Annotated in this window: 9 protein-coding genes and 1 riboswitch; of the genes, 1 reads left to right on the top strand and 8 read right to left on the bottom strand. The window is 44.4% G+C overall.

Annotation, left to right across the window (positions count from 1 at the left end; translation table 11 throughout):
* The coding region (locus FYJ57_RS03955; protein WP_154431614.1) for a formate--tetrahydrofolate ligase at positions 1-296 on the top strand (296 nt) is incomplete at its 5' end.
* A gap of 312 nt (positions 297-608) precedes the next feature.
* Here the strand turns inward: FYJ57_RS03955 and FYJ57_RS03950 are convergent.
* From FYJ57_RS03950 to FYJ57_RS03915, 8 genes are all read right to left on the bottom strand, one after another.
* Positions 609-1,595: an ABC transporter ATP-binding protein gene (locus FYJ57_RS03950; RefSeq protein WP_154431613.1), complete on the bottom strand. Its 987-nt coding sequence runs from the start codon at positions 1,593-1,595 to the stop codon at positions 609-611.
* Positions 1,588-2,568, bottom strand: a complete 981-nt coding sequence (locus tag FYJ57_RS03945) for an ABC transporter ATP-binding protein (RefSeq protein ID WP_154431612.1) — start codon at positions 2,566-2,568, stop codon at positions 1,588-1,590. Before FYJ57_RS03945 ends, FYJ57_RS03950 begins: the two co-directional genes overlap by 8 nt.
* Positions 2,569-2,573: 5 nt before the next feature.
* Entirely contained in the window at positions 2,574-3,410 is an 837-nt protein-coding gene (locus tag FYJ57_RS03940) for an ABC transporter permease (protein WP_022172706.1), read from the bottom strand.
* Positions 3,411-3,428: 18 nt separating this feature from the next.
* On the bottom strand, positions 3,429-4,427 hold the full coding sequence (locus FYJ57_RS03935; protein ID WP_154431611.1) for an ABC transporter permease: 999 nt from the start codon (positions 4,425-4,427) through the stop codon (positions 3,429-3,431).
* Between the two features lie 149 nt (positions 4,428-4,576).
* Positions 4,577-6,619 (bottom strand): ABC transporter substrate-binding protein, encoded by a 2,043-nt coding sequence (locus FYJ57_RS03930; protein ID WP_154431610.1) that lies wholly within the window; start codon positions 6,617-6,619, stop codon positions 4,577-4,579.
* A 402-nt stretch (positions 6,620-7,021) separates the two neighbouring features.
* The gene (locus tag FYJ57_RS03925) at positions 7,022-8,374 is read right to left on the bottom strand and encodes an alanine/glycine:cation symporter family protein (RefSeq protein WP_154431609.1); all 1,353 of its coding nucleotides are present in this window, start codon (positions 8,372-8,374) and stop codon (positions 7,022-7,024) included.
* A gap of 254 nt (positions 8,375-8,628) precedes the next feature.
* Positions 8,629-8,723, bottom strand: a riboswitch (glycine riboswitch).
* Between the two features lie 205 nt (positions 8,724-8,928).
* Positions 8,929-10,449: a UDP-glucose--hexose-1-phosphate uridylyltransferase gene (gene galT, locus FYJ57_RS03920; protein WP_154431608.1), complete on the bottom strand. Its 1,521-nt coding sequence runs from the start codon at positions 10,447-10,449 to the stop codon at positions 8,929-8,931.
* Entirely contained in the window at positions 10,446-12,485 is a 2,040-nt protein-coding gene (locus FYJ57_RS03915) for a beta-galactosidase (protein ID WP_154431607.1), read from the bottom strand. The genes galT and FYJ57_RS03915 overlap by 4 nt, the downstream gene beginning before the upstream one ends.
* Positions 12,486-12,519: the final 34 nt, after the last annotated feature.

Here is a 12,519-nt window from a genome sequence, read left to right as displayed (position 1 = left end):
AACGTGTAGTACTGACAGCAAATGCCCAGAAACAGGCAAAACAGCTGGAAGACCTTGGATTCGGCAACTGCCCGATCTGCGTAGCCAAGACACAGTACAGCCTGACAGATGACCAGACCAAACTGGGAGCACCGACAGACTTTGAAGTTACTGTAAGAAATCTGAAGATTTCCGCAGGTGCAGGCTTTATCGTAGCTCTGACCGGTGAGATCATGACTATGCCTGGACTGCCAAAAGTACCGGCTGCTGAGAAGATCGACGTAGACGAGACAGGAAAGATCACAGGTCTGTTCTAACCTTCCGGACATTCGAACTTTTTGAAATAATCTGAGATCATAAAACTCCCGGGGATTCCCCAAATATCGGAATCCCCGGGAGTTTTTTATTATCAATTTCCTACTCCATCATATGTCAAATCCTGTTATCTGCCTTTTCCCATGATAAATTGTTGCTAAAACTAAAACAGCCCTAGAGCGTGCCTTGGTGCATCCTCGCGGAGCGTTTTTTACTTTACAGGAAAGCAATTTCCCGTAAAGCAAAAGGCTGTCGCCTCCGGAACTCTCACAAGTTCCGGAGGCGACAGCCTTTTTATGCTTTACAAGCTTATCTTACGCTTCTTTTGTCTGCTGACACAGAGGGTGACAGCAAAGTACCATACGGCCATTGCCCATATCTTTTGCATCCGGGCGTTTCTGACGACATTCATCGGTTGCGTACGGACAACGAGGAGCGAACTTACAGTATTCCACTGCATATTCTTTTCCTTCCATATCCGGCATGGCAATTTCTTTCTCCCATTTGTCTCCGACACGGGGTACAGAACTCATCAGAAGTTCGGTGTAAGGATGTGCCGGATTGTCCATGATCTGTTTTGCCGGTCCGTATTCGATCAGGCAGCCACGATACAAGGTTGCGATATAATCGGATACATAGTATGCAGTCGACAGGTCATGAGTAATATAAATAAATGAGATTTTATATTTGTCACGCAGCTCTTTAAAGAGGTTTACGATGTTCATCTTCATAGATGCATCGATTGCCGCAACAGGCTCATCTGCGATGATCAGTTTCGGACGGGTAATCAGGGCTCTCGCGATAGATACACGCTGCAGCTCTCCACCTGAGAACTGAGTCGCATATTTTCCTTTTACGACTGCCAGAGACATACCAACACTCTTTAATGCTTCATCAACAACTTTATCTGCTTCTGCTCTGTTCTTTGCGATGCCAAGACGAAGAGCAGTGTTATACAGGTAAGTATCTACGGTCTTTCTTGCGGAGAAAGATTCGTATGGATTCTGAAAGATCGGCTGTACATCCAGTTTGAACTGTTTTGGATCATAGCTTTTTTTATCTGCATAAGATTTTCCATCCATAACGATGTCACCCATATCCGGGTTATGAAGACGAAGAATCATCTTACATAAAGTAGATTTACCACAACCGGACTCTCCTACGATAGACAGGATTACCGGTTTATCATTATCGATAGATAAAGAAACATTATCTACAGCCACCAGCTTTTTACCACGCAGCATACCACCTACACGGAAAATCTTGCTGACGCCTTTTACTTCCAATAATTTATCAGCCATTCGTCTTCACCTCCTCTTCTAATAAGTGACACGCAGCGAAACGACCCGGTCTTATTTCCCGGAATTTCGGGACTTCACTGCGGCACCGATCCGTAGCATGCGGACAACGAGGTGCAAAACGACATCCTGGCGGCGGATTCTTCAGTGCCGGCGGACGTCCTGCGATACCAACTCGCTGTACATCCTCACCTACACGCGGAAGAGCATCTACCAACATCTTTGTATACGGATGAATCGGATCATTGAAAATATCTTCTGTCTTACCGAGCTCTGCAATACTACCGGAATACATGATCGCCATACGGTCTGTGATCTGATAATGAACACCCATATCATGACTTACAATGATCATTGTATTCTTTAACTGTTTCTGCAGACGCATCAGCATCATAAGAATACCCTTCTGTACAACTACGTCCAGAGCGGTTGTCGGCTCATCGGCCAGAACAACACCCGGAGACATAAAGGTTGCCAGTGCAATGATCGCACGCTGTCTCATACCACCGGACAGCTGGAATGGAAATGACTCCAGAACATCCGGGGAAAGATTCAGTTCTTTCAGATAATCAGCAACTCTTGCCAGAGTTTCCTCCGGTTTTTCATTCTTTTTCTGGTCCTTTGGAATAGAATCCAGAAACTGTGTTTTCAGACGAACGATCGGGTTCAGAACACTCTGTGCAGCCTGTGGCACATATGCGATATTGTTCCACCAGGTGTCACGAATCTTTCCAGATTCGAATGAATATTTCTTTCCGTCTTTTTCACCTTCCAGAACAACACGCCCCTGATCGATCACCAACGGATAGTCAACAATATCATAAAGAGTGTTCAGCAGGGTGGTTTTACCACATCCGGACTCGCCTGCGATGCCGAAGATCTCATTGTCTTTAATCTCAAAGTTAATGTCCTTGAGTACGTGTATATCACCGTCTATTGTCTTATAAGACGTTGACAAATTCTCGATTTTCAGCATACTTATCACCTGCCTCTCTTCTTAGCCTGATAATCGTTGTAACCTGTAATCAACATGAACAGGCCAACAAATAAGATAACGGTTGCAACAATCGGAGAACCGATCCAGAGCCATCTCTTAGCAAGGACTGCATTGTATCCTCTTGCCCACTGAATCATGTTACCAAGAGAAACCAGGTTTCCCGGTGACAGACCCAGAACGGCCAAACTGGATTCTGAACCAATTGCACTCAGTGTTGCATTCATAAAGTTGGAAAGTGACCAGGACAGTGCGAACGGGAGAATCTCCGTTACAACGATCTGTAAGGTACTTTCACCGGAGAAACGTGCTGTGTGAATAAAGTCACGCTCTTTGATTGTCAGAGCCATGGAACGGATCTGACGGCTTGGCCATGCCCAGGCGAACATTGCAAGAACAAGTGCCATAACAATTACAGTAGAGCTTCCTTTCATCAGGGAAGTCATCATGATCAGAATCGGCAGAGACGGGATTACTACGAAAGTATCCGTGATAATCATCAGCACTCTGTCCAATGCGCCGCCTGCAAAACCTGCAAGCAGACCAACCAGAACACCCACAACAGTACCAATAGTAGCTACGATCAGACCAATCATCAAAGAATTGTGAATGGCTTCGATCAGCAGCCATACAATATCCTGTCCCATACTGGTAGTTCCAAGCCAATGTTCAGCAGAAACTCCCAGATTATTCGGGTATGTATTATAGGTAAACGGATTTGTATGTGGGATAAAATATACTACGAACCCAATGATCAGGAAAAAGCAAGTAGAAATCAAGCCTGCTTTTAAACGAAAATTGGCTGTTTTCCAAAATTTCTTCATGTCTGTCCCTCCCTCTTATCAGCCGTACCGGATTCGCGGATCGATGAACGGGTAGATCAGGTCCACAATTAAAGTTGCTGAAGCAATCGCTACGATGGAAATCGTAATACAGCCAAGGATCATATTATAATCCGACTGCAGGATCGCGGCCTGAATCAGAGAACCGACTCCAGGGTATCCGAAAATAATCTCGGTCATGATGGAACCACCGAAGACACCACCAAGGCTCATTGCCAGTGCTGTGATCTGGGTCAGAATGGAGTTACGCATTACATAGTTTTTGCCGATAGCGAACTCGGAAAGTCCACGGAAACGGGCATAACGTACATAATCTTCTTCTGCTGTGGTGCTCGCCAGAGATTTCATGGAGATGATCCACCATCCGGTACCAAGTAACAGCAGTGAGATTCCCGGAAGGATAGAAGCCTTGACCACAGAAGCGATCCAAGGACCAAATCCACCTTTAGTATTGATAACTGCCTGCAACGGGAACCATTTTAATATAAATGCAAATACAATCTGTAAGATCAACGCTACCAGGAAGTAAGGAATCGGGTAAATAAAAATTGCAATTGCTTCCAGAATCTTGGATGAAGTTTTATTTTTCCGAAATCCTGCTAGAAGACCGATCAGGTTACCAATGATCCACGCAATAAACGTGGATGTCAGACAGAGCATCAACGTATATGGCAGATATCGTCCAATGATCTTTCCTACCGGTTCCGGATAACTCATCAGTGACGGACCAAAGTCAAAATGCAGCAGACCATGCCACAGGAAATATCCATACTGTTGCAGCAGCGAGCCATCAAGTCCAAACTGCACACGCAGACTGCTACGAAGGGCATCCATCTCAGCTGGATCCATGTTACCGGAACGTGACTGAATCTGTGCGATCATGTTTTCAACAGGATCTGACGGAAACATACGTGGAATGAAGAAGATAAAGGTAACACCGATCAGGATAGTCAGCGCCCAGGCAAGCACTCGCTGCAGAAAGAATTTTTTAAATTTCATACACAGCACTCCTTTACTACTATTTCTACACAAAAGGGACGGCTCGTAAGTTTTTCTTACAACTCCGTCCCTTCTGATATTTCAGCAAATAACTCTGTCAGTTTTTGCTGTTTTCATCATTTTATTACTGTTCCTAAAGACTTAAAGGATTAAGCCTGTGTAGGAGTGATGTTTGGAAGCATGTATTTGAAGCAGCTCCACCACCACCATGGACCATTGTACGGGTTGTCCGCATTCGGATAACCTTCCCAGTAAGTTGAGTTGGTCGGAACGAATTTTGTACCAGAGAGGAAGTTGATTTCCGGCATATCTGTTACACATTCCTTAAGGAATTCAGTATGCAGTTCGTAAGATCTATCACTTTCCGGATCAGTATTAGCAAGTTCGTGAAGTATCTCTGTAACTTTTTCGTTATTCCAACGAAGTCCCTGACCAGAACCAGTTTCGCCTAAAGGTTTGATCAGATCACCATCAAATCCGCTGATTGCAGAGTAGAAGTCTTTCAGGATACCACCGGATGGCCAGTAACCAGCGATCTGGTAGTTACCCTTTCCACCGTCTACATCCCATGTTGCGGAAGATTTGGATGCGATTGAACACTGGAAACCGAATTTTGTCAGCTGGTTGTAAGCTGCCTGTACACCACGTGCTTCCTGGAACTCAGTATCTGCCAGATAGCTCATTTCAAAGGTGAAAGGTTTGCCTTCATAATTCCATACACCATTTACTTTTTCAAGACCGGCTTTTTCAAGCAGTTTTGTAGCTGCTTCTTCATCATGTTTCCACCAGCCTGCACCAAACATGGTAATCAGTTCTTCATCTGTTCCTTCGATGCCCAGAGAATCAGCCATACGTTTTGCATAACCGGTATCATAAGGTTTGAAGGTTGTACCATCGCCAAGATCCAGTTCGAAGTTTTCCAGCCAATCCTGCATTGGGATTGTGTAGGTTTCCTGCAGGAACTGTGTATTGTTCATTAACGGGATCGGAGCCGCACGTCCTGCTCCGGAGAACGTGTTCATGGAGATCTCATCAATATTAAGTGCTAAGCAGATACCCCAACGGAAGTCTGCATTGTCATACGGTGCGCCCTGACCATGTGAGAATACAATTCCTTTTGCACCCGGATCGTCTGGGTTTGCATATGGGAAATCATTGTACCAGCAGTTAATTTTGTCGTTAGAAGCTTTCATGGTTTCAAACTCTTCCAGTGTTACTTCACACAGCAGGTCAACTTCGTTATTGATCATAGCCATCTGTTTTGTGGTAGAGTCTGCGAATGTACGGAACCATACGTATTTCGGTGGTGTAGCATTTTCAGCGTACTCATACTGAGTGGATCCTGCAACACCAAGTGTGCTGTCCTTCCAGTCATCACGCAGTTCATACAACACCCAGTCACCTAACTTATCGTAATCTTTCACGGTGTAAGGACCTGCCACTACAGGATCTTCATCCTTGAATGTAGTAACATCGGACTGTTTTGAATAAATATGTTCCGGAACGATACGGTAATCAGTTCCCCATACAGTGATACCATATCTCTGTACGAAACGTGGGAATGATTCTTTCATCTTAAACAGAACTGTGTAATCGTCTACTTTTTCTACTGAATCAATGTACAGGTTTGTTGCTGCACTGGCACCGATTCCGTCATTTTCTTTAATCATATTGAAAGTGAAGACAACGTCATCCGCTGTTACATCTTCACCATCGGACCATTTGATACCCTGACGAACTTTTACTGTCCACTCGGTAAAATCATCATTGGACTCAGGCATGCCATCAGCAATCTCGCCCCACTGTTCACCACTTGCGGTATCCATTTCCCACAGATGAGCACTCATCAGCTGATGAATACCGAATCCCATCTGGGTACCTGTCATGTAGCTATTAAACTGACCAGGTACATCTGTTGGGGACTGACACTCAACGATCAGTGTCTCGGAACGAGGAGTTCCTACTTCTGTAGTAATACCTTCAGATGCTGCTGTTCCGCTTCCGCCTGAACTGTCATCTGTAGAAGTTGTTCCACTGGAATCCGTAGATCCGCCGGAACTGGAATCACTTCCGCCACCGCCACAGCCGGCTAACATACCAACTGCAAGCGTAGCTGCCGTTAAAACTGCAACTATTTTCTTTTCATCTCTTTCCCTCCCTTTAGGTCTTGAAAATAACTCAGACAACATCATATTCGTCAATCTTCCGTTGTCTCTATATAAATTTTCCTTCTGCCCATACTACTTTTTTCAGAAAAACTCTGCTGGCGCCTACCGTATGAACACGAACGAAAATCTACATTCCTTCACAATTTTTCTTAATATTGTGTTTCGTCATAATAACTACGGAATCTTTTGTTTCGCTCACGACATTATATAGTTTGTCACCCCACTGTCGTGAACACTTTGCACAATACCTTTCACTTTTTCTTGTTGTTTCTGGTGATTTTTACGTATTGTTTAAATGTTGTTTCGTCATGTTTATATATTATAACATTGTTTTATAAAAATCAAGTACAATTTAATCAATTTCAAAAAAAATCCGCTTTGGTTTCTTTCCCCAAAGCGGATTTTTCTGTTTTTGTCTATATTCCATTATTTCTCTTTGCTATTTTCGCTCTTTTTCGTCAATTTGCGAACAATCGCCAGACATCCAAGAAGTGCAATCAGGTTTGGAAGCACCATTAAACCATTGAACATATCTGCCATATCCCATACCAGATCTACTTTCAATGTGGATCCGATGATTACACAGATCACAACGATCACTGCATAAACTTTTACTGCACCATTTCCGAACAAATGCCGAACATTCACTTCACCGAAATAATACCATCCGACAATTGTAGTAAAGGCAAAGAACAGCATACACAATGCAATAAAGATATTTCCAAAGTTACCGAATCCTACGTTGAATGCACTCTGTGCCAGTTCAGAACCTGTCTGTCCGTTACCAAGTACTCCGGTGGACAGGATAACCAGAGCTGTCAGTGTCAGAATAATAAATGTATCGATAAATACACCCATCATTGCGATGATTCCCTGATCACACGGATCCTTAACCTCCGCTGTTGCATGTGCATGTGGTGTGGAACCCATACCTGCTTCGTTGGAGAAAAGTCCTCTCGCAACACCGAAACGCATCGCTTTCTGAACCGTTACACCAAGTGCACCGCCTGCGATTGCCTGTGGTGCAAAAGCACCCACAAAAATATCTTTAAATGCAGTTCCAACCCCCGGAAGATGCATCACCAGGATCACAAGGCAGCCGATGATGTATAACAGCGCCATGATCGGAACGATTTTTTCTGTGAAGCTTGCGATTCTCTTGATACCGCCAATGAAGATGATGCCGGCAATCACTGCCACACAGATTCCCACTGCCAGTTTCGGTACATGGAATGCATTGTTAAATGCTGCACCGATAGAGTTGGACTGTACCATATTTCCCATAAATCCCAGGGCCAGAATGATAGCTATAGAAAAGAAACCTGCCAGGAATTTTCCAAATCTGCCCTTGAATACGTATTTTATATAATATACCGGGCCTCCTACATAGTGTCCGTTTTCCAGTTTTCTTGTATGCTGTGCCATAACAGCTTCCGCATAGATGGTAGCCATTCCGAAGAATGCACTGACCCACATCCAGAAGATGGAACCCGGCCCTCCGGATGCAATCGCTGTTGCTGCTCCGGCGATATTACCGGTTCCTACCTGGGCGGCAATCGCTGTTGTCAGAGCCTGAAAAGAACTGAGACCATTTTCTCCTTTCCCGCCATGCAGCGAAAAATTACCAAACAATGCTTTCATTCCGGCACCAAACTTTCGTATCTGAATAAATTTCAGGCTGAACGAGTAAATGATACCGGCTCCCAGAAGCAGGATCAGCAGTGCATAATCCCACAGAAACGTATTGACACACTCAACTACTTTTGTAACAAATTCCATGTTTTTTCTTCTCCCTCACTTTTTCTTACGTTTCAAGCCAATACCAAAGAATGCGTCAGGGCATATCCTTGCAGAGCGTTTTTTATTCACCTGAAACCAGTACAGCGTTTCCGGCAAAAAAGGTCCCGGGGAAATCCCCGGGACCTGATACTTCCATAACTGTTCTGCGCCTTTGCAGGTTCTGTTCAGAATAGTTATTCATTATCCACTCGAAACACAAAAAACAACTGCGACATGCCGCTTTTCTTTTTTGTATCTTTCACACTGTCCTTTTGCCTGAGAGATTCGCAGATCACAGATCTGCTTTCACCTTCGGCACCCATCTTTGGGATTCTCCAGAGGGCCATCCGGTTACAGTCCCGTCCGTTTTTCACGGACACCTGAGAGTATTATTCCTTCGGCGGGCTTTCGCCTGCTTTCCTGCAACCTTCTATTGGCTCGATATGTAGTTTCGTTAATGCTTTTATTATAAGGAGCCGGATTGCTGTTGTCAACCCGGCTCTTTATTTTTATAACACTTTACCAAAGTATTATATAAAAATCGTTATTTTCTTTTACAGACTGTCAATAAATCTCATGAATGCAGTTCTGCCTTCTTCTGTGCATTTGTACACTCCTGCATGCTCCAGCACCTTCTTGAATACAATGCCGATCTCTTTTTTCAGAATCTCTTCCACATTTTCTGCTGTGAAAGTATATTTTTCTTTCAGTTCATCTACCCAGTCGGCATGTTTTTCCAGAACTTCATCTTTTCTCAGATCTTCGCCTGCCACAATGGCTTTGCACAGACCTTCAAGTTCACCTTTCAGACGTGCCGGAAGCACTGCCAGGCCCATAACTTCGATCAGACCGATGTTTTCTTTCTTGATATGGTGCAGTTCCGCATGCGGATGATAAACACCCAGCGGATGTTCTTCGGTCGTAATATTATTCCTCAAAACCAGATCCATCTCATACATATCACCACGTTTTCTTGCGATCGGGGTGATGGTATTGTGTGGTTCTCCGTCGGTTTCCGCGAAGATAAATGCTGCCTCGTCAGTGTATCCTCTCCACTTTAACAGGATCTTGTCTGCCAGTTCGATCAGACGCTCCGTGTCCGGACCGCTTATACGGATGACGGACATCGGCCATTTTACGATGCCTGCTTTGACGTCTTCGAATCCCGGGATCACTACTTCTTTTTCCACCGGTGCTTTCGCCATGGCAAATTCATAATGTCCACCCTGGAAATGATCGTGGCTCAGGATCGATCCTCCTACGATCGGCAGATCCGCATTGGATCCAACAAAGTAGTGCGGGAACTGTTTTACAAAGTCAAACAATTTTGCGAAGGTTGCACGTTCGATCTTCATCGGTACATGCTGAGAATTGAATACGATACAATGCTCGTTATAATATACATAAGGAGAATACTGGAATCCCCACTCACTGTTGTTGATGGTTACCGGTATGATTCTGTGGTTCTGTCTTGCCGGATGGTTCAGTCGTCCTGCGTAGCCTTCGTTTTCCATGCAAAGCAGACATTTTGGATATGATGTCTGTTTAGCCAGCTTTGCTGCTGCGATGGCTTTCGGATCTTTTTCCGGTTTGGACAAGTTGATGGTAATATCCAGATCACCGTATTCTGTCGGTGCTACCCATTTCATGTCTTTTGCGATACGGTAACGACGGATATAATCGGTATCCTGACTGAATTTGTAATGTGCATCGGTAGCCTTTACCGGATCTTCTTTATACAATTCCCAGAAGCGACGGATCACATTGCTTGGACGGTCTACCAAAAGACTCATAACTTTTGTGTCAAACAGGTCGCGATAACCTACACTGTTTTCTTCCATCAGACCATGTTCATATGCATAGTCACAGATATCTCCCAGAATGCTTTCCAGTTCACCTGCCACACTCTGATCTGCTCCGTCAGACTCCAGAATCTGTTTTACATATTCTTCATCGATTGCATCCATCTGCAGTAATTCCAGAATTTTATTCGTAGTATAACGCTTGTCTTCCTTTTCTACCAGACCGGTTGCCAGTCCATACTGTACCAGTTTTACAATGCTCTCTTGAATCATTCCTTTTCTCCTGCCTTTCCTTTTAATACCACGGTGCCGAACCGATCTATAGTGCCATCATATTTTCCAAGCCATACCGGATACTGTTCTACAGGCAACTTGACTTCTACCGGCTGACGGTTGAAGTTTTGTACAAATACATAATCTGTATCCTGATTCCGGCGCACACTTACTTCCACGCCTTCCGGGATGTGGGCAACTACACGTTTTACGCCTGCTTCTTTTGCAATCTTACGATAAACTTCATCATAAAATCCCTGTTCAAAGTCTGCGCAGACATGGTATGCTTTTCCTTTTCCGAAAAGGTTCACGGTAAGTGCCGGCATACCGGCATAAAAATCGGTTTCGTAGGTCATCAGAGGCTGTGCAGTAGAAGTCTTAACCAGTTCACAAAGATGATTACAGGTATAGGTTTTCGTCAGGCACAACTCATTCCCCCTCACCGGTACTCCTCTATTATATTCCCCATCGTACAAACCGTCAATCTCTGTACTGCGAAGTCCCATCACATCCATCAGTCCATGGGGAGTTCCCTCCAGGAAACACAGATCGGTACTGTCTACGATACCGGACCAGTAAGTCAGGATAAAGGTTCCACCATTTTCTACGTATTTACGAACCTTCTCTTCAAATCCTTCCCTGAACATATAAAGCATAGGCGCTGCTACTACTTTATAACCATCCAGATCCTGCTCCATATCGATCATATCCACATTCAGTCCCTGTTTGCGGAATGCGTAATAGGATTTTTCCACAGTTTCCTTATAGAACAGTCCTTTATTTCTTGGTCCCTGGGCGTCTTCCATTGCCCAGCGGTTCTCCCAGTCATATACCACAGCCACCTGTGCCGGGTTCTTCGCTCCGGTAACTTCCTGAAGTTTTTCCAGACTTTCTCCTACTTCCGTTATTTCCTTAAATACTCTGGTATCATCCTTGCCATAATGATCGATCACTGCACCATGGAACTTTTCAGAGGAACCCTGGCTCTGTCGAAGCTGGAAATACAAAATACTGTCGGATCCGTGGGCAACAGCCTGCATGGAAGCTGCATGAAGCATTCCCGGTTTCTTTAATTTGCTTACGGACTGCCAGTTGGTTGCCGACGGACAGTTCTCCATCAACAAAAATGGTTTTTTCTGAATGCTTCGCATGATATCATGCTGCATGCCATTATCCATGGCTGTCAGGTATTCTTCTTTCTTGTGCCACTGTGGATAATTATCCCAGGATACAAAATCTACTACATCAGCAAATTTGTGATAATTTAATCCCTGGAAATCGTACATCATATTGATGGTGGTTGGTTTGTCGGATCCTGCATCCCTAAGAGCCTGGATCTCCCATTTTACAAAATCTACAGTCTGATCGGTCACAAACCGTTTCCAGTCCAGGTTCAGACCGTGAAGAGAGCTGTCTCCTCTTGGGGACGGACTGTCAACCTGATCAAAATCGTTATACCGGTGACTCCAGAATGTGGTTGCCCATGCCCGGTTCATCTTATCTGCTGTCTGATATTTGTCTTTCAGCCAGTTTTTAAAGGCTGCCTGACACAACGGGCAATGACACTCTCCTCCATATTCATTGGAAATATGCCAGGCGATCACGCCCGGATGGTCTTTGAATTTTTCCGCCAGTTTTGTATTCATAATTCTTGTCTTTTCTCTGTATACCGGAGATGTATAGCAGTGATTATGTCTTTCTCCGTACAGATTTCTGTGACGACTGGCGTCTACACGAAGTACCTCCGGATACTTCTGTGCCATCCATCTTGGTCTTGCTCCGGTCGGGGTTGCCAGAATTGTTGAAATGCCATTTTCATACAGACGATCTATAATCTTTTCCATCCATTCAAAATGGAACTCTCCCTCTACCGGTTCGAGTACTGCCCAGGAAAATATACCCAGGGATACTTCATTGATTTTCGCTTTTTTAAAATATTCGATGTCTTTTTCCAGAATCTCCGGGCTGTGAAGCCACTGTTCCGGATTGTAATCTCCACCATGGAGCATTTTTCCAAAATTTACTTCTCTTGCCATAAGTTCTTCTCCTGTCTTATCAAAAAAGCCTTTC

This window comes from Oliverpabstia intestinalis, from assembly GCF_009696065.1.
In the GTDB taxonomy this organism is placed as follows: domain Bacteria; phylum Bacillota; class Clostridia; order Lachnospirales; family Lachnospiraceae; genus Oliverpabstia; species Oliverpabstia intestinalis.
The sequence above is the reverse complement of the archived record's forward strand: the minus strand, read 5'-3'. Positions and strand labels throughout refer to the sequence as shown.

Coding starts and splice junctions, on each gene's coding strand:
- FYJ57_RS03950 (WP_154431613.1), bottom strand. CDS start 1,595: ATGGCTGATAAATTATTGGAAGTAAAAGGCGTCAGCAAGATTTTCCGT.
- FYJ57_RS03945 (WP_154431612.1), bottom strand. CDS start 2,568: ATGCTGAAAATCGAGAATTTGTCAACGTCTTATAAGACAATAGACGGT.
- FYJ57_RS03940 (WP_022172706.1), bottom strand. CDS start 3,410: ATGAAGAAATTTTGGAAAACAGCCAATTTTCGTTTAAAAGCAGGCTTG.
- FYJ57_RS03935 (WP_154431611.1), bottom strand. CDS start 4,427: ATGAAATTTAAAAAATTCTTTCTGCAGCGAGTGCTTGCCTGGGCGCTG.
- FYJ57_RS03930 (WP_154431610.1), bottom strand. CDS start 6,619: ATGATGTTGTCTGAGTTATTTTCAAGACCTAAAGGGAGGGAAAGAGAT.
- FYJ57_RS03925 (WP_154431609.1), bottom strand. CDS start 8,374: ATGGAATTTGTTACAAAAGTAGTTGAGTGTGTCAATACGTTTCTGTGG.
- galT (WP_154431608.1), bottom strand. CDS start 10,449: ATGATTCAAGAGAGCATTGTAAAACTGGTACAGTATGGACTGGCAACC.
- FYJ57_RS03915 (WP_154431607.1), bottom strand. CDS start 12,485: ATGGCAAGAGAAGTAAATTTTGGAAAAATGCTCCATGGTGGAGATTAC.